This window comes from Paraliobacillus ryukyuensis (assembly GCF_003315295.1).
GTDB lineage: Bacteria > Bacillota > Bacilli > Bacillales > Amphibacillaceae > Paraliobacillus > Paraliobacillus ryukyuensis.
In genome coordinates, this window is sequence record NZ_QNRI01000001.1 from 190768 (window position 1) to 211433 (window position 20666).

General features: G+C 35.6%; 25 protein-coding genes. All 25 read left to right on the plus strand.

Annotated features, from left to right (window positions below; all coding sequences use genetic code 11):
- Position 1 precedes the first annotated feature (1 nt).
- The 25 genes from xerD to DES48_RS01190 all read left to right on the plus strand — a co-directional run bounded on the left by xerD (position 2) and on the right by DES48_RS01190 (position 20629).
- On the plus strand, positions 2–889 hold the full coding sequence (gene xerD, locus DES48_RS01070) for a site-specific tyrosine recombinase XerD (protein WP_113866139.1): 888 nt from the start codon (positions 2–4) through the stop codon (positions 887–889).
- A gap of 120 nt (positions 890–1009) precedes the next feature.
- Complete coding sequence (locus tag DES48_RS01075; RefSeq protein WP_113866140.1) at positions 1010–2188, plus strand: D-alanyl-D-alanine carboxypeptidase family protein; 1179 nt, start codon at positions 1010–1012, stop codon at positions 2186–2188.
- A gap of 98 nt (positions 2189–2286) precedes the next feature.
- Complete coding sequence (gene spoIIAA, locus DES48_RS01080) at positions 2287–2640, plus strand: anti-sigma F factor antagonist (RefSeq protein WP_113866141.1); 354 nt, start codon at positions 2287–2289, stop codon at positions 2638–2640.
- Entirely contained in the window at positions 2637–3077 is a 441-nt protein-coding gene (gene spoIIAB / locus DES48_RS01085; RefSeq protein ID WP_079709924.1) for an anti-sigma F factor, read from the plus strand. Before spoIIAA ends, spoIIAB begins: the two co-directional genes overlap by 4 nt.
- Positions 3078–3089: 12 nt before the next feature.
- The gene (gene sigF / locus DES48_RS01090; protein ID WP_079709923.1) at positions 3090–3845 is read left to right on the plus strand and encodes an RNA polymerase sporulation sigma factor SigF; all 756 of its coding nucleotides are present in this window, start codon (positions 3090–3092) and stop codon (positions 3843–3845) included.
- 150 nt (positions 3846–3995) lie between these two features.
- Positions 3996–4616, plus strand: coding sequence for a stage V sporulation protein AA (locus tag DES48_RS01095; protein WP_113866143.1), 621 nt, complete (start codon positions 3996–3998; stop codon positions 4614–4616).
- A complete protein-coding gene (locus DES48_RS01100) occupies positions 4603–5022 on the plus strand; it encodes a stage V sporulation protein AB (RefSeq protein WP_113866145.1) in 420 nt (139 codons plus the stop codon). Before DES48_RS01095 ends, DES48_RS01100 begins: the two co-directional genes overlap by 14 nt.
- Positions 5023–5050: 28 nt before the next feature.
- Positions 5051–5602, plus strand: a complete 552-nt coding sequence (gene spoVAEA / locus DES48_RS01105; protein WP_113866148.1) for a stage V sporulation protein SpoVABEA — start codon at positions 5051–5053, stop codon at positions 5600–5602.
- A gap of 11 nt (positions 5603–5613) precedes the next feature.
- On the plus strand, positions 5614–7074 hold the full coding sequence (locus DES48_RS01110) for a spore germination protein (protein WP_079709919.1): 1461 nt from the start codon (positions 5614–5616) through the stop codon (positions 7072–7074).
- A gap of 191 nt (positions 7075–7265) precedes the next feature.
- Positions 7266–8564, plus strand: coding sequence for a diaminopimelate decarboxylase (gene lysA / locus DES48_RS01115; protein WP_113866150.1), 1299 nt, complete (start codon positions 7266–7268; stop codon positions 8562–8564).
- A 17-nt stretch (positions 8565–8581) separates the two neighbouring features.
- Positions 8582–9016: a peptidylprolyl isomerase gene (locus DES48_RS01120; RefSeq protein WP_079709917.1), complete on the plus strand. Its 435-nt coding sequence runs from the start codon at positions 8582–8584 to the stop codon at positions 9014–9016.
- Positions 9017–9371: 355 nt separating this feature from the next.
- On the plus strand, positions 9372–9728 hold the full coding sequence (locus tag DES48_RS01125) for a GNAT family N-acetyltransferase (RefSeq protein WP_079709916.1): 357 nt from the start codon (positions 9372–9374) through the stop codon (positions 9726–9728).
- A gap of 116 nt (positions 9729–9844) precedes the next feature.
- The gene (locus tag DES48_RS01130; protein ID WP_113866152.1) at positions 9845–10600 is read left to right on the plus strand and encodes a segregation/condensation protein A; all 756 of its coding nucleotides are present in this window, start codon (positions 9845–9847) and stop codon (positions 10598–10600) included.
- Positions 10601–10633: 33 nt separating this feature from the next.
- The gene (scpB, locus tag DES48_RS01135) at positions 10634–11230 is read left to right on the plus strand and encodes an SMC-Scp complex subunit ScpB (RefSeq protein WP_113866154.1); all 597 of its coding nucleotides are present in this window, start codon (positions 10634–10636) and stop codon (positions 11228–11230) included.
- 68 nt (positions 11231–11298) lie between these two features.
- Positions 11299–12159 carry a superoxide dismutase gene (locus tag DES48_RS01140; RefSeq protein ID WP_113866156.1) on the plus strand — a complete coding sequence of 287 codons (861 nt, stop codon included), beginning with the start codon at positions 11299–11301 and terminating at the stop codon, positions 12157–12159.
- A gap of 120 nt (positions 12160–12279) precedes the next feature.
- A complete protein-coding gene (locus DES48_RS01145; protein ID WP_306291523.1) occupies positions 12280–13164 on the plus strand; it encodes a D-alanyl-D-alanine carboxypeptidase family protein in 885 nt (294 codons plus the stop codon).
- A 2-nt stretch (positions 13165–13166) separates the two neighbouring features.
- Positions 13167–13757, plus strand: a complete 591-nt coding sequence (locus tag DES48_RS01150; RefSeq protein ID WP_113866158.1) for a nucleoside recognition domain-containing protein — start codon at positions 13167–13169, stop codon at positions 13755–13757.
- A complete protein-coding gene (locus DES48_RS01155; RefSeq protein ID WP_113866160.1) occupies positions 13754–14281 on the plus strand; it encodes a spore maturation protein in 528 nt (175 codons plus the stop codon). Before DES48_RS01150 ends, DES48_RS01155 begins: the two co-directional genes overlap by 4 nt.
- Positions 14282–14379: 98 nt before the next feature.
- Positions 14380–15117 carry a pseudouridine synthase gene (locus DES48_RS01160; protein ID WP_113866162.1) on the plus strand — a complete coding sequence of 246 codons (738 nt, stop codon included), beginning with the start codon at positions 14380–14382 and terminating at the stop codon, positions 15115–15117.
- A 235-nt stretch (positions 15118–15352) separates the two neighbouring features.
- Positions 15353–16069 (plus strand): response regulator transcription factor, encoded by a 717-nt coding sequence (locus DES48_RS01165; RefSeq protein ID WP_079709908.1) that lies wholly within the window; start codon positions 15353–15355, stop codon positions 16067–16069.
- Complete coding sequence (locus DES48_RS01170) at positions 16069–17826, plus strand: ATP-binding protein (protein ID WP_113866801.1); 1758 nt, start codon at positions 16069–16071, stop codon at positions 17824–17826. The genes DES48_RS01165 and DES48_RS01170 overlap by 1 nt, the downstream gene beginning before the upstream one ends.
- Before the next feature lie 121 nt (positions 17827–17947).
- Entirely contained in the window at positions 17948–18325 is a 378-nt protein-coding gene (locus DES48_RS01175) for a DUF4430 domain-containing protein (protein ID WP_113866164.1), read from the plus strand.
- Positions 18325–18831 (plus strand): ECF transporter S component, encoded by a 507-nt coding sequence (locus DES48_RS01180; RefSeq protein ID WP_113866166.1) that lies wholly within the window; start codon positions 18325–18327, stop codon positions 18829–18831. The genes DES48_RS01175 and DES48_RS01180 overlap by 1 nt, the downstream gene beginning before the upstream one ends.
- A 58-nt stretch (positions 18832–18889) precedes the next feature.
- Positions 18890–19396, plus strand: coding sequence for an RNA polymerase sigma factor SigX (locus DES48_RS01185; protein WP_113866168.1), 507 nt, complete (start codon positions 18890–18892; stop codon positions 19394–19396).
- Between the two features lie 21 nt (positions 19397–19417).
- Entirely contained in the window at positions 19418–20629 is a 1212-nt protein-coding gene (locus tag DES48_RS01190; protein WP_113866170.1) for a GerMN domain-containing protein, read from the plus strand.
- The last annotated feature ends 37 nt before the right edge of the window (positions 20630–20666 follow it).

A 20666-nucleotide genomic window follows, 5' to 3' on the forward strand; every position in this document is an offset into this window, starting at 1 on the left:
AATGAAAGATGCATTAAATGATTTTTTTCACTATCTTCAAATAGAAAGAGGATTATCTGATAACACGTTACAATCTTACCGCCGTGATTTAAATCAGTATCAGCTATTTTTACGTGAGAAATTGAACATAAATAAATGGGAGGAAGTCGATAGGCCACAACTTATGAAATTTTTATTTCATTTAAATGACCAAGGGCGGTCACAGGCTACCATGGCAAGAATGCTGTCTTCTATTCGATTGTTCCATCAATTTATGGTACGAGAATACCATTTATCACATGATGCAAGTTTACATATTGAAACACCGAAAAAAGCTCGAACATTGCCAAAGGTACTCTCGATGACAGAAGTAGAACGGCTATTAACATTTCCCACTCAAGATTCGTTGTCCATTCGAAATAAAGCAATGCTTGAGATGCTGTATGCTACTGGATTACGCGTTTCTGAACTAATTCAATTAAAAGTTACAGACTTACATTTAACAATGGGGTTTGTACGCTGTATTGGTAAAGGAAATAAAGAACGTATCATTCCTTTAGGTGATGTGGCGAAGGAAGCAATTGAAGACTATTTAACTAGAGCTCGGGGTTCTCTTACCAAGAAAAATAAGGGGGATGCTCTTTTTGTTAATCATCACGGAAATTCTATGTCCAGACAAGGATTTTGGAAAATTATTAAAAGACTAGCAAAAGAAGCAGGTATTAAAAAAGAAATTACACCACATACATTGCGTCATTCCTTTGCAACCCACTTATTAGAAAATGGAGCAGATTTGCGATCTGTACAAGAAATGTTGGGACATGCTGATATATCAACCACACAAATCTATACCCACGTATCAAAAGCAAGATTAAAAGATATTTATACAACCTATCATCCGAGGGCGTAAAAAAGTTATTCCAGGAAATTTGGAATAACTTTTTTTGTTACCTACATTTCTTTATTATTTTGTTATAAAAATTGCTTATGGTGGGGAAAATAGGAACATTACATAGTTGGAGGTACAACCATGAAAAAAATAGTTACTTTAACACTAGTATTAATGCTTACTTTTTTGTCTATGCAAACGGTTAGTGCGAACGAAAATAAACAAGAAGATCAAGATCTATCGTTAGCGGATTCAGCAAGTTCAGCAATTTTAATTGAACGAGATTCTGGTGCCATAATGTATGAAAAAAATGCCCATGAACAATTACCACCAGCAAGTATGACGAAAATGATGACTCTACTATTAATTATGGAGGCTCTAGATGAAGAAAAGATTACGTTAGATGAAAAGGTACGTGTTAGTGAACACGCTGCCTCGATGGGAGGATCACAGATTTTTCTTGAAGAAGGTGAAGAAATGTCTGTTAACGATCTATTAAAGGGTGTTGCAATTGCTTCTGGAAATGATGCTAGTGTTGCTTTAGCGGAACGCATTGCTGGTACTGAGGAAGCGTTTGTTCAAAAGATGAATGACAAAGCAAAAGCGTTAGGTTTAGAAAATACTAACTTTCAAAACCCAACAGGCCTTCCCGCGAAAAATCATTACTCTACTGCATATGACATGTCTGTTATTGCAAAAGAACTATTGAAATACGGAAAAATCACTAACTATACCAGTGTATATGAAGATTATTTAAGAAAAGGTACGGAAGATGAGTTTTGGTTAGTAAATACGAATAAGCTTGTGAAATTTTATGATGGTGTAGATGGACTTAAAACTGGATATACATCAGAAGCCAAGTATTGTTTAACAGCTACTGCAAAAAAAGATGACATGCGTGTGATTGCCGTCGCTATGGGTGCACAAACACCTAAAGAGAGAAATAAAGCAGTAACCAACATGTTAGATTATGCTTTTTCACAGTATAAAACAGCTTCCATTTATAAAAAGAACCAGCCAGTAACTCAGATAGCGATGATTAAAGCTGACAAAGATAAAGTAAATGTTGTAACTGGAGATGCAGTATCCATTCTTTTAAAAAAAGGACAAGATTCTTCAGGGATTGAAACGACCATAAAAATAGATCAAGACATGGATTTACCGTTGGAAAAAGGTGCAAAAGTGGGGATGTTGCAAGTGAAACAGAATGGAAAAGTAATGACCGAAACACCACTTTTACTTGAAGCATCGTTGAATAAAGCAAATGTATGGAAGCTGTTCAAATATTCGATGAAAGAAATGGTGAAAAATGCAAATTGATCACTAGTTTTGTCATGGGGCAGGAATCCGCGAGGTGAGGATAGAAAAGCTTTTAAAGAAACGAAACAAAGTGTCTAAAGCAAAGAGGAGGAGAGAAGTTGAGCTTAAATGTAGGGTGGAATGTCAAAGAAAATGTGCTATTAGTTCGACTATCTGGTGAGTTAGATCATCATGAAGCTGAGAAATTCAAAAAAGAGTGGCAACATATGATTCAAACTGGCGAGGTAAAGCACGTCATTTTGAATCTAGCTGATTTAACATTTATGGACAGTTCAGGATTAGGTGTCATTTTAGGAAGATATAAAGAGCTAAAGCAGATGGGTGGAGAAATGATCGCATGTTCGATATCTCCTTTAGTAGAACGTTTATTTGAGTTATCTGGTTTATTTAAGATTATTCGATATGAAGAAAATGAGATGCTAGCTTTATTGCGATTGGGGGTAGCATCATGAAAAATACAATGCAGTTATCATTTTCTAGTAATAGCGCGAATGAATCTTTTGCACGTGTCACGATTGCCGCTTTTGTTGCCCAACTAGATCCAACATTGGAAGAATTAACTGAAATGAAAACAGTCGTTTCTGAGGCAGTGACGAATGCAATTATTCATGGCTATAACAATGATGAGAACCAGATGATTTTTATGTACTGTGAAATTGATGACAATAAAGTAGAGCTCATTATTGAAGATACAGGTATTGGTATAGACAATATCGACGAAGCCGTTCAACCACTCTATACGTCAAAACCTGAATTAGAAAGATCAGGAATGGGTTTTACAATAATGGAAAATTTCATGGATAATGTGGAAGTGGAATCAACAACTGGAGAAGGAACAAAAGTGCGTTTAATCAAATATTTTAATAAATCTAGAACCTTATGTAATTAAGGGGATGGAATGATGGAAAAAAATAAAAAACGTACAGAGGTGCAGTTAACGGATGAAGAGGTGAAAAAATATATTCACCAAAGTCAAACAGGCAATCAAGCAGCCAAAGATATTTTAGTAGAACGAAATGTTCGACTAGTATGGTCAGTGGTGCAACGGTTTATGAACCGTGGATATGATCCTGATGATTTATTTCAAATTGGTTGTATAGGTTTATTAAAATCGATAGATAAATTTGATCTAAGTTACGAGGTGAAATTCTCGACGTATGCGGTACCTATGATTATCGGGGAGATTCAGCGTTTTATAAGAGATGATGGTAGTTTAAAAGTTAGTCGATCGCTAAAAGAAGTTGGTAATAAAATAAGAAGAAAAAAAGATGAGTTGACGAAAGCACTTGGTAGAGCCCCTACCATCTCTGAAGTGGCGGAATCGCTAGACCTTTCGATTGAGGAAGTTGTTCATGCGCAAGAAGCATCTAAATTACCGCACTCGATTCATGAAACAGTTTATGAAAACGATGGTGATCCTATCACATTAATGGATCAAATATCTGATCAAGATAATAACTGGTTCGATAAAATTGCTATGCAAGAAGTCATTCGTGAATTAGATGAACGCGAACGGCTGATTGTATATTTGCGTTATTATCAAGATCAAACTCAAGCTGAAGTAGCGGAACGTCTTGGTGTATCACAAGTTCAAGTTTCGCGATTAGAGAAAAAGATCTTAGATTGGATGAAAGAGCAAATCGGCGTCTTAGAGTAAGTAAGAACAAAGATAACTTTAATATAATTTTTTTAAACCATTGGATTACCAATGGTTTTTTGTTTTCTCTTCTCCCTTCATCATCTAGTTGTATGTATGAAATAAATAAGCTTGCTTCATACTATACTCGAAGAAATGGAGGATACGAATATGCAAGCTATTATCTACATGCGAATGAAAAAATATGTCTACATCACTCCACCAAAAAAACTAACTATAGCGGATGTCGCGCTTTTAACAGGCGACCAACAACTTGTTTCTTCCTGTAACGCTTTGCCAATTAAAGAACAGACCTCAATGACTAATAAAGTTCAAGTCATTGAAGCTTTTACCATTATTCAGTTAATGCAAAAAGTAGATCCAACGATAGACGTTCAATTATTAGGTGCTAGTCAATCTATCATCTATGAGCAAAAACAAAATAATAAACCAAAGATATTACTTATGCTGTTCGTCTGGCTACTTTTATTTGTCGGTTCTGCCATGGCGATCATGAACTTTCATTATGATGTCAGCATGCAACGTGTGCATCAACGTTTGCATTACCTTTTTACAGGAGAGGATACAGACTATCCTTTATGGCTACAAATACCATATTCCATTGGATTAGGACTAGGAATGGTTTTGTTCTTCAATCATTTATTTAAGAAAAAATTTAATGAAGAGCCGAGTCCGATGGAAATTGAAATACATAAATATCAACAAGATATCGATCAATATGTGCAATATTATGAAAATCCCTTGAATCACAGTAAACATGATAAATCATAGTATTGATGTTTTTGTTGGACTGGCATCAGGATTAGTGGTAGGTACTGGTTTTGTAGCTTTTATCACCGTTTTAGGAATTTTGCCTCGTTTGATTCAATTAAGCAAAACGAGAGAACAACTTCATTTATACGAATTTGCAGTCATTATTGGGGTTTTGTTTGGCACATATGTCTCTTTCACACCGTTCCCTATTCGATTAGGGATTATTGTTATCATGTTTTGGGGATTACTACATGGAACTTTTGTTGGCATGCTTTCAGCCGCTTTAACAGAGGTATTAAATGTGTTTCCTCTATTAGCTAAACGAGTTGGCATTGACAATCAAATTATCTGGCTTATGATGGCAATTGTTTTTGGTAAGATTGTTGGTTCACTTTTTCAATGGATCATCTTTGTAAAACTATGAAGAGAAAAATGGAAAGGGAAATATATCGATGAATGCAAAAGAAATTATAATTATTACCGATGGTGATCATTTTGCCAGAAAAGCGATGGATGTCATTTCTCAACAAATCGGAGGTGTTGCATTAACGGCTCTTGCTGATAATCCAAGTAAAATCGATGCAAACACCATTATTAAAACGATTCAACATATCGACGCAGAGCTTATTTATGTGTTAATCGATGACGCGGGTTTCTCTGGTATTGGTTCAGGTGAGCACATATTGAAAACGTTGGCTCATGAACCATCAATTACTATTATTGGTGCCGTTGCTGTAGCAGCGCATACTAAAAATAAAGAATGGACACGTATTTCTTTTGCAATCGATCAAGATGGCAATATCACATCGAAGGGGGTAAATAAAGAAGGGATTCCCATTTATGATGATAAACGTATCAATGGGGATACAGTATATTTATTGGATCAATTATCTATTCCGACGGTGGTTGGTATTGGCGATATTGGAAAAATGCAAGGTCGAGACGATGTTTCTAAGGGATGTCCCATTACCCGAAAAGCGATTGAAATGATTTTAGAAAGGTGATAAGACACATTATGGCAAAAAAAGTAGCAGTGAGTAGTCAATTAGAAGAAAACCAACGATTGATGAAAAAACGATTAGGCATAGGGACATCATTTGATATTGGTTTTCGAGAAATGACTATTCTGGATCAAAAAATACAACTTTATTATCTGACTGGGCTTTGTGATACATCAATTGTTGTGGAGCTATTAAAAAAAATAACAGCGATTAATGATGATGAGGCAAATAAAGATCAACTTGGGTCGATTATTGAAAATCGTCTTATTCATCAACAAGTTGAAAGAAAACAAGAATTAAATCAAATTATCACCCAGCTTTTATCCGGTTTAATTGTTATCTTTATGGAAGATAGAGATTATGCCTTTACCGTAGATGTACGTAGCTATCCTGGCAGGACACCTCAGGAACCAGATACTGAAAAGGTTGTGCGTGGTTCACGAGATGGATATACAGAAAACATCATTGAAAATACTGGTTTAACACGAAGACGTGTACGAGATGAACGCTTGCGAAATGAAATTATTCAGGTTGGAGAGCGGTCCAAAACAGATATTTGTATCTCTTATATACAAGATATAGCTGACGATGGACTTGTGAAAACAATAAAAAAAGAATTGAAAGCAATCGATATTGATGGTTTAACTATGGCGGATAAAACTTTAGAAGAGTACCTTTTAAAACAGGGACTTAACCCTTTTCCTTTAGTACGTTATACAGAACGGCCAGATGTGGCGGCGAATCACCTTTTTGAAGGCCATGTCCTAGTGATGGTCGACACATCACCAAGCATGATTATTACCCCAACTACTTATTTTCACCATGTCCAACACGCGGAAGAGTACCGTCAATCACCTGCTGTAGGATCATTTATTCGTTGGATACGATTTATTGGTATTTTATCATCCGTATTTTTAATGCCTTTTTGGTATCTGCTAGCGATGAATCCATCCTTATTACCTAGTGCATTGGATTTTATCGGGCCCAACGAATTAGGAAATATCCCAATTATTGTTCAGATTTTATTAGCAGACGTTGGAATTGAGTTATTACGTATGGCGGCAATTCATACCCCAACACCACTATCTACAGCGATGGGATTAATCGCAGCCGTTCTAATTGGTCAAATTGCCATTGACGTCGGTTTGTTTAGTCCAGAAGTTATCTTATATGTCTCTGTTAGTGCTATCGGTTCTTTTGCAACACCGAGTTATGAATTAAGTGTAGCAAATAAAATAAGTCGTGTGTTTCTGATCATTATTACTGGATTATTTGGTATCAAAGGCTTTACGATTGGATGTAGCCTTTATGTCATCCATTTAATCCGGACAAAGTCGCTTAATACACCTTATTTATGGCCGTTTATTCCTTTCAATGGAAAAGCATTAATACAGATATTATTGCGTTTATCTGTCCCAGCATCCAAAGAACGTCCGAGTATTGTACACCCTAAAAATAATTACAAACAGCCGTAACATTTAAGTTGAATAGCGATAGAACTTGTGGTAAATTAACCATATTAGTCTTGCATACTTAAAACAAGTTAACGTGTCTGGGAAAGATTGCTATCCCTTCCTTTATACATTCGTCAATTGCTTGCGGATGTATCAAATGGCAAGGGATTTTTATTGATGTGAAGCGTATCAGCAACAGAGGGGGTGTATGTATGCATGAAATGCGTAAAGTTAATGATAATGGGCACTTAACAATCGGTAATTTAGATACAGTATATCTGGCCGAGAAATATGGGACACCATTATTTGTTTACGATGTAGAAAGAATAAGAAAAAACGCTCGTTTATTTGTAGATACATTTAAAAAGTTAAAGGTCAAAGCGCAAGTTGCATATGCCAGTAAAGCATTTTCATCAATTGCGATGTTACAAGTAGCTAGACAAGAAGCATTAAGCTTAGATGTTGTTTCTGAAGGAGAATTGTATACTGCTTTACAAGCGGCTTTCCCTGTGGAAAAAATTCATATGCACGGAAACAATAAAAGTAGAAAAGAACTCGAGATGGCTGTTCAGTATAATATTGGCTGTATCGTTGTCGATAATTTCTATGAAATTGAGTTATTACATGATATTCTTGTCCATCAACAAAAAGAGATGGAAGTATTACTTCGGGTAACACCGGGTATTGAAGCGCACACGCACGATTACATTCTAACTGGAAATGAAGATTCTAAATTTGGCTTTGACCTTGCGAATGGACAAGCGGCGAAAGCATTTCAAAAATTACAGGGTTTCGACCGTATTCATGTCAAAGGATTACACTGTCATATAGGTTCCCAAATCTTTGAAACAGATGGATTTATCATGGCGGTTCGTCGGTTGTTTCAATCACTAGCTAATTGGAAGCAAACCTATGGTTTTGAAGCAGAAGTATTAAATCTTGGCGGTGGTTTTGGTATTCAATATACGGCTGAAGATGAACCATTGGCATTAGATCAATATGTAAAAGCCCTCGTAGAAGAGATTAATAGTCAAGTAAACACATATGAAATGAACTTTCCAGAGATATGGATTGAACCAGGTCGAGCGATAGTAGGGAATGCTGGAATAACATTGTATTCCGTCGGTTCACAAAAGCAAATTCCTAATGTAAGGGATTATATCGCAGTGGATGGAGGAATGACGGATAATATTAGACCAGCTCTGTATCAAGCGAAATATGATGCTGTAGTTGCCAATAAAGCAACACAACCAACTACGAACGAAGCTTCTGTTGCTGGGAAATGTTGTGAATCTGGAGACATGTTAATTTGGGATATTTCTCTGCCAGAAGTTGAAGCTGGTGATATATTAGCTGTATTTAGTACTGGTGCTTATGGCTATTCCATGTCCAACCATTATAATCGTTTCCCGAAAGCAGCAGTTGTCTTTGTTGAGAATGGTGTTGATACATTAGTTATAAAAAGAGAAACATATCAAGACATGATAAAAAATGATTTATCTTATGAATAATGAGGAGGAAACTATTTATGAAACAAGCAACAATTTCTTTTGAAAATGGCGAAAAAATAATATTGGAAATGTATGATGAGGCAGCTCCAAACACAGTGGCTAACTTTGAAAAATTAGCTAATGATGGATTTTACAATGGGCTAACCTTTCACCGTGTTATTCCTGGATTTGTAGCGCAAGGAGGTTGTCCTAACGGCAATGGTACTGGTGGCCCGGGTTATACAATTAAATGTGAAACAGAGGGAAATCCCCACAAACATGTAGCAGGTACTTTGTCAATGGCGCATGCAGGTAAAGATACAGGTGGTAGTCAATTCTTTCTTGTCCATGAACCCCAACCTCATTTAGACGGTGTGCATACAGTGTTTGGACAGGTGATTGATGGTATGGATACAGTGCTTCGCATAAGACAAGGTGACCGTATGGAAAATGTAATTGTAGAAGAAAAGTAAGATGGAAAGTGAAAAGTGGTCTTCTTTTATCGTATAATGAAGTTTGTTATACGTTTTTGAGAAGCCACTTTTTTTATTTTTGATTTGTCGATTTATTGATGATTTTACTTACGAAGCTAGCTATGATGAGCCTTTATTAGATTTGGATTGACGTAAATGTCATTGAATTGTAAAATTACTAATGTTATTTTTGCATTAGTACATGACAACTAAGATAAAACGTAGTATGATTTTTGGTATAATTAAAATTAATTGTTTAAGAAGAATTTGTTTGTAAAAAATTACGCAAAAATGGAACATTTTTTTAGGTATATTCGTTATAATATACAAAAGCATTTAGTGATGAGGGGTAATTATGTTAATACGCTATAAAAAATCATTAGAGAAAATTGCTATGGGACTTTTGTCTTTCATGCCAGAAGAAAAAGACGTAAAAAAATTGCAACAAACCATTAAAGCATACGAAGAGAACCCAGACTGGCAATTATATCTGTGGAAAGAAGAAGATGTTATAGGGGCTATTGGTGTGGTGATTGATGATCAACAGCAAGCATTAGTTATTCAACATATTACAGTAAACCCATCCCATCGTGACCATGGTATCGGCAGAAAAATGGTTCAAGGAATTAAAGAAGTTTATCAGGATAATTATACTATTTTCGCAAATGATGTAACAAAAGATTTTATTGATAAATGTGAGGATAATCTGTAACCAGCTCTTGAGGGAGTTGGTTTTTCTGTGACAAGCATTTTTCTACTAACCCCTTTTTTGTGAATGTGGTAAACTAGAGTATAATAACTACTTTATCGGTTAAGAAGGAGAAAAATATGCAACCAGCCTATCAAGTTAAATTAGATGCATTTGAAGGTCCTTTAGATCTTTTGTTGCACCTAATTAATCAATATGAAATTGATATATATGATATACCGGTGGCTGAAATCACGGAACAGTATATGCATTATATTCATACGATGCAGCAATTAGAATTAAATATTGCTAGTGAATATTTGGTGATGGCTGCAACACTATTAGCGATGAAAAGTTCGCTTCTTCTTCCAAATCAAGAATTGGATGTAGATGAAGACACATATGAAGAAGATCCAAGAGAAGAATTAATGCGCCGATTAATTGAATATCGGAAATATAAAGAAGCTGCAACTCAATTAAAAGAAAAAGAAGAAGATGCGAGTTTCAGTTACACGAGAGCGCCACAACCATTTGATTATACTACTACACCAAAACCATTAACTAATCCAGGTAATGTGTCTATCTATGACATGTTAGCTGCTATGCAGAAAGTTTTCACGCGAAAACAATGGAATCGACCAATGGAGACAACTGTCCAACGAACAGAGATACCGATCAAACAACGAATGGACGAAGTAATGGTACAAATAAAGCACAACAAAAATGGGATTGCTTTTGCTCAATTGTTTCCTTATCCTACACGTTCTCATATCGTTGTGACGTTTGTAGCCATACTAGAGCTCATGAAGAGCAAACAGATTTATTGTGTACAACAAAAGCATTTTGAAACATTAACTATCTATCCAGGGTTACATGCTGAGGTGGAAGAAAACTAACTAGTTGTTTGTAATGATTTGGGGGGGCAATCTGTGAATCAAGTAAATTTTAAAGCAGTGGTTGAAGGTTTATTATTTGCTGCAGGTGATGAAGGTTTAAATAAAAGACAGATAAAAACGGTACTAGAAATAGATAATGAAACGATTGATCATATTATGGAAGAGTTAAATTATGATTACGAACGTGGCGATAGAGGAATTATGTTAGTGGAGGCAAAAGGTAATTTTCATTTGGCGACAAAACCTGAACATACGTCTTACTTTCAAAAAATGATGGAATCGCCACAGGCATCTAAATTATCACAGGCGGCTTTAGAAACGTTAGCAATTATTGCTTATAATCAACCGATTACCAGGACAGAAATTGAAGATGTTCGTGGAGTGAAAAGTGACCGGCCGGTACAAACGTTATTATCTCGGGCATTGATTGAAGAAGTCGGAAGGAAAGAAGGAGTAGGAAGACCAGTTATGTTTGGTACTTCAGTAGACTTCCTAACTTACTTTGGATTAAGGTCAATCGATGAGTTACCACCGTTACCAGAGGATATTACTGCATCAGATGTTACCGAAGAAGCAGATTTATTCTTTAATCAAGTAGAACAAGAATTAAATAACCAGGATACTAAATAAAAGTTAGTGCGTTATTTTTGCACTAACTTTTTTATGTTAATTGCATAGTCTATCATGAGGTGATAACGATGACAATAACACAAAAGAAAGCTTATATAAGCGATGTACTCGAATGGTCGAGGGAAGTGGAACGTATATTCTCAATTAGAGAAGAAAATGTACGGCTTAGTAATTGGGATCAGTGGATAGCCCAGTTAGAAGTAGCACGAGAGAATAACAGTATTTCAGAAGAAGAAGTACAACAAATAAGAGATCGTGCAGAATATTATCACCAATCATTAGAGAGTCGTATAGAAAACAATTCAGTTAAACCAGGAGAGCATAAACTTCCTCTGTTACCCTATGATTATAATTCGTTAGAACCGCATATCTCTGAAAAAATCATGCGTTTACACCATGACAAACATCACCAATCCTATGTCGATGGATTGAATCGTGCAGAAAGAGCATTGTATCTTGCTGACAATCAACCAATAAACTACAAATATTGGCTAGATGAACAAGCATTTAATGGGTCAGGTCATTATCTACACACTATTTTTTGGTTTAATATGTCCCCTAATGGTGGAGGTGCTCCGACACCAAAGTATTCGATAAGTAAACAGATTGAAAATGATTTTGGTTCATTTGCAAATTTCAAACAACAATTTACAGAAGCGGCGAATTCGGTTCAAGGGAGCGGATGGGCAACTCTTGTTTGGAGTCCTCGAACCAGAAGGTTAGCAATTCAAACGTTAGAAAAACATCAAAATCATGCTTTGGCCGACACGATTCCGTTACTTGTGTTGGATGTGTGGGAACATGCTTATTATTTACAATATGATAATGAACGTAGTAAATATGTGCAAGCGTGGTGGAATGTTGTGAATTGGGATGATGTAGATAATCGATTTAATCAATCATGGAAATTAAAATGGAAACCTTTTTAACCGTAAGGAACAAAGTCTTGTTATCGTTAAGATAAGAAGACTTTTTTCATATACTTTTTTCATATGCCTGTCCTTTTTGCATAAGATGTTAAGGAAAGGGCTGCAGGGAGGATGTTTAATGTGGAAAAAAAGATCGTAATAATTATGGTATGTCTTATGTTTATATCGCCGACAAGCTCAATGGCAAAACCAGATGTTACAGCTAGAAATGCAATCTTAATAAATCAAGAAAATGGAGAAGTCTTATATGAAAAAGCAGCACATGATCAACATTTAATTGCAAGTATAACAAAAATTATGACGGCTATAATCGCCATTGAATCAGGAAAACTAGACGAAGAGGTCACGATAAGTCATGAAGCAGCTTATACAGAGGGTTCGTCCATCTATTTAAAAGAGGGAGAAAAAGTAAAACTAAGAGATTTAGTATACGGGTTAATTTTACGTTCAGGTAATGATGCAGCTACGGCTATTGCTGAGCATGTTGGAGGAAGTGTAGAAGGTTTTGCTTATTTAATGAATGAGAAGGCCGCTTGGTTAGGGATGAATGAATCTCATTTTGATAATCCGCATGGTCTGGATTCAGAAACTCACTATTCAAGTGCTTATGACATGGCAGTTTTAACAAAATATGCCATGAACAACGATACATTTGTTGAAATAACAGGAGCAAAGTCCTACCACTCCGAGAAAAGAAAGTATGCTTGGGGAAATAAAAATAAACTATTAACGCAATATTATCCATATACAATTGGGGGGAAAACAGGTTACACAAAAGCAGCAGGTAGAACATTAGTCTCTATTGCTAAAAAAGACAATACGACGCTAATTGTTGTTACGTTACAGGATCCAGATGATTGGAAAGACCATATCCGCTTATATAATTGGGGATTTGATCACTATGCGAAAACTTCATCAAACCAATCTGTACACACGCTTCATGAAGGCGAGTCCTATCAATATACGTTTCGAAGTATCATTCAACAGTTAATGGGTGTGCTTTAATTATGGTCAATTACATATGGGCCGCTTTAGCGATCATAGGAATTGTCTACGCTATGTTTAATGGCACAATGGCAGATGTAAATGAAGCTCTATTCGCAAGTGGTCAAGAAGCAGTTACTCTTGTGATTGGTTTAGTTAGCGTACTTGTTTTTTGGCTGGGGTTAATGCGAATTGGAGAGAAAGCGGGGATTCTGAAGAAACTAGCATCGTTATTCAAACCATTGATCGTTAAATTATTCCCTGAAATACCGAAGGATCACCCTGCGATGGGTTATATCCTGTCTAATTTTATCGCAAACTTATTCGGTCTTGGTAATGCTGCAACCCCAATGGGGATAAAAGCAATGGAAGAAATGAAGAAACTATCAAGATCGAATGAAGCTAGTCGCTCGATGGTAACCTTTTTAGTCATCAACACATCAAGTTTAACGCTTATTCCGACAACAATTATTGCTATCCGTATGCAATATAATTCTGCTGCACCAACGGAGATTGTCGGTACTACCTTGATCGCCACACTTATTACAACAATATGTGCTATTATAATAGATCGACTTTTTTATTATAGAAGGGAGCGTAAGCACAAAAAATGAGTGTAATTACTACCATTAGTATATGGATTATACCAGTTATCGTCATGGTTATTTTGCTTACAGCGACGATTCAAAAACTCCCTGCCTATGAACTTTTTGTGGAAGGGGGCAAGGAAGGTATCTCAATTGCTGTATCTTTGCTCCCCTATTTATTAGGTATGATGGTATCTATCACTATTTTTCGAAGTTCAGGGGCTTTAGAAGCAATCATAGATCATTTGCATCCCTTCTTACAATTGGTGGGTATTCCAGGTGAACTCGTCCCTTTGGCATTTACAAGGCCAATATCAGGAACAGCTGCTTTGGCTATTACAACAGATTTAATTAGTACTTATGGCCCGGATTCTTTTATTGGTCGGCTAGCTTCTACAATGCAAGGTAGCACGGATACGACCTTTTACATTCTTACGGTATATTTTGGTTCAGTAGGAATTAAAAAAATGGGTGATGCATTAAAAGTTGGACTTCTAGCAGACCTTGTTGGTATAATAACATCGATTATCATCGTTTCTATAGTATTTTAATGCATGGAGCGTTAACGAAAAAGTTAGCGCTATTGTTTTGTTTTCGAGTTTCTGGCAGAATATATATATGTAAAACAGAAGGGTACAGTGATGTAATAATGACGAATAAATTAGAACGACTACAAAAAGTAATTGCACAGAGTGGTGTAACGTCAAGAAGAAAAGCAGAAACTTTAATTGAAGAAGGAAAAGTTAAAGTAAACGGGAAAGTAGTTAGTCAAATGGGAACCAAAGTCTCTTCAACAGATAAGATTGAAGTAAATGGGATTCCATTAGAAAAAGAAAAGCCCGCATATTATATGCTTTACAAACCTAGGGGAGTTATCTCCAGTGTGAAAGATGATAAAGATCGTAAAGTTGTACTTGACTTTTTACCTGGTATTGACCAACGTCTATACCCTGTTGGAAGGTTAGATTATGATACATCGGGCATTATTCTATTAACAAATGATGGTGAATTTGCTCAACTGTTAATGCATCCAAGTCACGAAATCGATAAAGTCTATGTTGCAAAAGTGAGAGGTATACCAACAAGTGATGACTTAAAAATGTTACGAAAAGGCGTGCACCACGAAGGGGAAAAATTAAAAGCGGTTCATGTCAAAGTATTATCTACAGATAAAACCAAACAAACAGCTATCGTTCAATTAACGCTACATCAAGGGAAAAATCGACAAGTTCGAAGGATGTTTGAAGCGATTAACCACCCAGTAAGTAAATTAAAAAGAGAACAGTATAGTTTCCTAACACTACAGGGGTTACAACCTGGAGAGTATCGGGAATTAACACCGCATGAAATAAATCAACTTCGTCAGGAAGCAAAAAAAGAAAAATAGATTAATCGTTTACTCTATTATAATGTAAAATAGGAATTGGAGATGCAACAACTTCTTTGATTAATATGATTTCCATCACGTAACATAGATTGTTTTCATCGGTAGTTTTTTGTTACTTATCTACGTAAAGGGTATATGTCAATTGCAAAAATTGTAGATTATTTTCCCTTGATCATACAAGTAGAAAACGGGGAGAAAGATGAAAGAAGCAAGTCGGTTAGAAAGGGGAATTGGGATGGATGAAATACAGAAGATTTTAGTAGTGGAGGATGAAGAGAGAATTCGTAAGCTATTAAAAATGTACCTAGAAAGAGAAGGGTACGAGATGGAAGAAGCAGAAGATGGTGATCAAGGTTTAGAACTAGCTTTAGAAAATGATTACACATTAATTATTCTTGATTTAATGTTACCAGGAAAAGATGGAATGGAAATCTGTAAAGCAGTTCGTGCTAAAAAATCAACTCCAATTATTATGCTTACCGCAAAAGGGGAAGAAGCAAATCGAGTAGAAGGATTTGAAGTAGGTGCAGATGATTATATCGTTAAACCGTTTAGTCCTAGAGAAGTAGTATTAAGAATTAAAGCCTTATTACGAAGATCATCGACAGCACCATTGCCTACTGCAGGAGCAAAAACAAAAGATATATTAGAATTTGAACATCTGTTTATTGATAATGATGCTCACCGAGTATTAGCAGAAGGTGTAGAAGTAGGATTAACGCCTAAGGAGTATGAATTGCTATATTTCTTAGCAAGTGCTCCAGACAAAGTATTTGACCGAGAACAGTTATTAAAAGAAGTTTGGCAATATGAGTTTTTTGGTGATTTACGTACGGTTGATACACATGTTAAACGATTACGTGAAAAACTTAATAAAGTATCTAAAGGCGCAGGTAAAATGATTGTGACTGTCTGGGGTGTAGGCTACAAATTTGAAGTAGCTGAAAAATGATGTTTTGGCGCAGTGTAGTTGTCAAGTTATGGGTTACGTTTCTATTCGTTATCTTCGTTGTGCTAGCCATTATTAGTCTATTATTAGTAGAATTCTTTGATGGCTATCACGTGAATCAAGCGGAAGAACAATTACTTGATGAAGCTACAAAGATTGCTGAATTAATTGAAATTGACCAACCACAAGATACGACAGAAAGAATCGTTCAAACAGTAAAAGATGATACTAGCAAAATTACTATTTTATCTCAAGATGATCTTATTTGGACTTCTGATAGCTCGGATAGTGATTTACCAACCATTTCAAAAGAATGGTTAAAGACTAATCTAACCACTCGTGAAGTAATTGAAAATCATTCAGATATGTCAGGACAAGTTTCGTTAGATAAAGATCGTCAGGTATTAATGGTAGGTACCTACGTGCAAGAAAGTGGCGTTAGCATATTTGCTTATCAATCTTCTGAAGTAGTAGCAGAAACAACAAAACAAACAGAAAAAATCATCTTACTTGCAGCAGCAATTGCCATAATTCTAATGACTGTGTTTGCTTTTTTCTTATCTTCCCGTATTACTGCACCATTAATCAAAATGCGTAAAGGTGCATTGGAATTAGCTAGAGGTGAATTTAAGACAAAAGTACCAATTGTTACCCATGACGAAATAGGGGAACTGGCAATGGCATTTAATCGGATGGGGCGACAGTTAAACTATCATATGGATGCTTTAAGACAAGAGAAAGAACAATTATACAGCATTCTGCGTTCCATGGCAGATGGTGTGATTACATTTAATCGTGAAGCTGGTATCATTGTTTCCAATCCACCTGCACAGCGATTTTTACATGATTGGCGTTACGAACTCGGTAATCAACAGAATGATTTCTTACCTGAAGCCATCATTAAGCTTTTGTATACAGTTATTCAATCCGAATCTGAACAAGTGCAGGAAGTAAAGGTGCAGGGTAGGTATTGGGTGATGATCATGTCCCCATTATATGATGAAACAAATGTAAGAGGCGTAGTTGCAGTTATACGAGACATGACCCAAGAAAGAAAAACGGATCAATTGCGAGAAGAATTTATTGCTAATGTATCACACGAATTAAGAACACCAATCTCAATGTTACAAGGTTATAGCGAAGCAATCGTTGATGATATTGCAGCTTCGCCGGAAGAAAAAAATGAATTAGCTTCCATCATAAGAGACGAGTCTCTTCGTATGGGTAGGTTAGTTAATGAATTATTAGACTTAGCACGGATGAAAGCTGGACATGAAGTATTGCATAAAGAAGAAGTCAACTTGACTTTATTTATTGATCGTATTATCCGTAAATTTCAAGTGCCAGCAAATGAACAAATGATTCATATATATACGGAAAACAAGGTAGAACTAGCGACAATTTTTGTGGACCAGGATCGATTAGAGCAAGTATTAACCAATCTAATCGATAATGCGATGCAACATACGGAAAAAAATGGTGAAGTAAAACTGATTGTTGAGGAAGAAGTGAAAAATGTACGCTTTTCTATTAAAGATACCGGTTCTGGTATATCTGAAGACGATCTTCCGTTTGTTTTTGAACGATTTTATAAAGCTGATAAGTCGAGGAAGAAAACTTCGAAACGTAAAGGTACCGGCCTTGGGCTTTCGATTGCAAAGAATATTGTCGAAGCGCACGACGGCACGATTACGGTACAAAGCAAACATGGAGAAGGCACGACATTTTCCTTTGTTATTCCAAAAACAGAAGAAGAATAAAAATTATTCTGGTTAATTATCACAGCTTTTGGCACATATAAGAAAAAAATCAGACGAGGGATGTTGTTACGGATAAAACAAACAGACATCCTTCGATACATATGAGTGAGGTGAGTAAGTAATGAGAACTACTATCCAGATAATTGTGCTGGCTTTAACAATCCTATTCGTGGGTGGTTGTCAAGCTTCTACATTAACAGAGGAAGCATCAAATCCAGTAACGATAACTATTTCTGAGAATAACCAAGAAGAGATTATTGATGAAGTTTCCATTGAGTTGCAAGATGAAAAAAACTTATTAGCTATACTTAAGAAGAATTTTGATATCGAAGAGTCAGGTGGGTTGATTACTTCTATTGAAGGAGAACAACAAGATCCTAAAAAGAATGTCTATTGGATGTATGAAGTGAATGGAGAACCAGCAAATGTTGGCGCAGGCGATTATACCCTTAAATCAGGTGATAAAATCAATTTTGATCTGCACGAAGTGAGTTATTGATGAAACATACATACAAAATTTCACTAATTGCAATGCTAGCTGCATTAGCAATTTCCGGAAGGTTTGCGTTGCAATTTCTGCCTAACATTCAACCAGTTACATCATTAGTGATATTAACTGGTTTTTTCTTTGGTTCAATACCAGCAGCTTTATTAGGAATTATCACTATATTGATATCTAATTTGTTTCTTGGTATGGGGATTTGGACGTTATCACAACTTATTGCTTTCACTTTGATTGGCTTGATCAGTGGGATAGTAGGAAAATGCATTATCAAACATCAATTTTTTGTTTTAATAATTATGTCAATCCTGGCAGCTTTTTGTTATGGTTTATTTTTTGCTATATCCAATTACCTTATAACGGGTTTCTTTTGGGGTTATTACATTGCTGGTCTAATCTTTGATTGCTATCATGCGTTCGGCAACGTGCTATTTATGCTTGTATCTTATAAGCCATTTTCGCTATTAGCAAAACATTACAAAATACATTATTCTAGTTTATAACATTGTAACTTTCTTGGTGCATTTGCGACTAATTAATTATAGCTGGAGGTCTAATGAAATGAAGACCACGTTCGACGCATTTTATCATAAGTATCATCGAGATTTGTATCAATTTGTTTTTTATATGGTAAAAGATTCAACTCAAACAGAAGATATCGTCCAAGAGGTATATGTGAAGGTGCTAAAATCTTATGATACTTTTCGTGGTGATAGTAGTGAAAAAACATGGCTTTTCGCTATCGCACGTCATACTACATTGGATTTCTTTCGTAAGCAGCAAAAGAGGCAGCATCGCTTAGTTGAATTGTTTTCATGGAATAAAACAGAACATGATTTAAAAGATGAGAAGGCCTTACCAGAAGAAATTGTTGTTTCAAATGATGAAATACAACAAATATATCAAAAACTTCAAGCATGTAGCATCGATCAAAAACAAGTAATTATTTTACGATATATCCAGTCTTTTTCCATTCAAGAAACAGCAGATATTATGGGTTGGACAATTAGTAAAGTAAAAACCACCCAACATCGTGCGATAAAAAAACTACAAGAACTCTTGCATTAATGTTAAAGGAGGTTAATAGGTGTGCAAAGGAACAATGAGAGATGGCGAGAAACGGACATTGAAAAGAAACTAACAGAGATGCCGCTTATCCAAGATAAGCAATCAAAAGAAGTATTCTTCCGTAAAGTTGAACAACAAATGGATAAGGCACCCAAACATCGCTGGAGAAGATGGATGCTACCTTCGCTTACTGGTTTAATTGCTTTAGTATTGTTATTTTTAATTGTTCAACATACTATAGAGCAGCCTTTGCAAATAACAGAACAATCAAACGAATCTGACATGTCTGTTCGTATGGATAGTAGCGCAGAAAAACAAACAGTTAGCGAAGAATCTTCTTTCTCGGGAGAAGACAATGTTACATTGAATGATGTAGAAAGTGAGGAAGTAGTGATCCCCAACTTTAACCCGACAGATCAAAGTATGATTCATTATAAACAAACAGACCAAGAGCATTTATTTACAATTGTTGCTAGTGATAAATCAGCCAGTTATGCTATTCCGATTACACTTGTAGATCCATCATCAACCGATAATCCGAATGATTATTATAATCGAATAAATAGTTTTTTGCCGGTAGAAAGACAGGTCTCCTATGGTATCGAAACGTTTCCTTTTGATGATATTGTATTTGAGATTAATCATGAGAGAACGGAAGCTACAATGACGGTTCCAGAGAATTATTCTTTTCCTGAGGGAAGTAGTATAGCACATTTATTTAGGAGAATGCTTAGTTTAATGTTTCAATCATATGAAATTGACGAGGTAATTGTTCAAACTCAAAATGGTAACCCAGTAAAATTAGGAAGTTACGGGGAAATTACGAAATTAGATTTATTAGCATTAGAGCAACAAACATATAAGATTTATCAATATGAGAAGAAACAACCGATGTTGGTGCCGACACAAACATCTGAAAGTATAGAACAAGCCTTAAAAGCTATGCAAGAAGAAGAACCTACAGCAAATATTATCGCGCCAATTCCAAAAGATGCAGAATTTCAATTAACAAAAACAGAAAATAATCTTAATATAACTTTTTCAAAAGGTAATTCATTAGGTGATAATAAACAAACCTCCCAAATGATAGAATCAATTTTAATGACTGCAAAAGCTTTTAATTATGACACTGTAGTTATCGACTTACCATATAAAGGGGACAAAGTTGGCAATTACAAAATGAAAGCAAAAATTTTAGTACCTGATGGAGTTAACGCAATCACGCTTCATTAATTTGATGATATTCAAAAAAAGCAATCGAGATGATTGC

Coding starts and splice junctions, on each gene's coding strand:
- DES48_RS01150 (WP_113866158.1), top strand. CDS start 13,167: ATGGTCAATTACATATGGGCCGCTTTAGCGATCATAGGAATTGTCTAC.
- spoIIAB (WP_079709924.1), top strand. CDS start 2,637: ATGAAAAATACAATGCAGTTATCATTTTCTAGTAATAGCGCGAATGAA.
- DES48_RS01185 (WP_113866168.1), top strand. CDS start 18,890: ATGAAGACCACGTTCGACGCATTTTATCATAAGTATCATCGAGATTTG.
- DES48_RS01180 (WP_113866166.1), top strand. CDS start 18,325: ATGAAACATACATACAAAATTTCACTAATTGCAATGCTAGCTGCATTA.
- DES48_RS01170 (WP_113866801.1), top strand. CDS start 16,069: ATGTTTTGGCGCAGTGTAGTTGTCAAGTTATGGGTTACGTTTCTATTC.
- spoVAEA (WP_113866148.1), top strand. CDS start 5,051: ATGAATGCAAAAGAAATTATAATTATTACCGATGGTGATCATTTTGCC.
- DES48_RS01130 (WP_113866152.1), top strand. CDS start 9,845: ATGCAACCAGCCTATCAAGTTAAATTAGATGCATTTGAAGGTCCTTTA.
- DES48_RS01140 (WP_113866156.1), top strand. CDS start 11,299: ATGACAATAACACAAAAGAAAGCTTATATAAGCGATGTACTCGAATGG.
- DES48_RS01120 (WP_079709917.1), top strand. CDS start 8,582: ATGAAACAAGCAACAATTTCTTTTGAAAATGGCGAAAAAATAATATTG.
- DES48_RS01110 (WP_079709919.1), top strand. CDS start 5,614: ATGGCAAAAAAAGTAGCAGTGAGTAGTCAATTAGAAGAAAACCAACGA.
- DES48_RS01165 (WP_079709908.1), top strand. CDS start 15,353: ATGGATGAAATACAGAAGATTTTAGTAGTGGAGGATGAAGAGAGAATT.
- DES48_RS01175 (WP_113866164.1), top strand. CDS start 17,948: ATGAGAACTACTATCCAGATAATTGTGCTGGCTTTAACAATCCTATTC.
- DES48_RS01100 (WP_113866145.1), top strand. CDS start 4,603: ATGATAAATCATAGTATTGATGTTTTTGTTGGACTGGCATCAGGATTA.
- xerD (WP_113866139.1), top strand. CDS start 2: ATGAAAGATGCATTAAATGATTTTTTTCACTATCTTCAAATAGAAAGA.
- DES48_RS01075 (WP_113866140.1), top strand. CDS start 1,010: ATGAAAAAAATAGTTACTTTAACACTAGTATTAATGCTTACTTTTTTG.
- DES48_RS01160 (WP_113866162.1), top strand. CDS start 14,380: ATGACGAATAAATTAGAACGACTACAAAAAGTAATTGCACAGAGTGGT.
- lysA (WP_113866150.1), top strand. CDS start 7,266: ATGCATGAAATGCGTAAAGTTAATGATAATGGGCACTTAACAATCGGT.
- sigF (WP_079709923.1), top strand. CDS start 3,090: ATGGAAAAAAATAAAAAACGTACAGAGGTGCAGTTAACGGATGAAGAG.
- DES48_RS01125 (WP_079709916.1), top strand. CDS start 9,372: ATGTTAATACGCTATAAAAAATCATTAGAGAAAATTGCTATGGGACTT.
- DES48_RS01155 (WP_113866160.1), top strand. CDS start 13,754: ATGAGTGTAATTACTACCATTAGTATATGGATTATACCAGTTATCGTC.
- DES48_RS01095 (WP_113866143.1), top strand. CDS start 3,996: ATGCAAGCTATTATCTACATGCGAATGAAAAAATATGTCTACATCACT.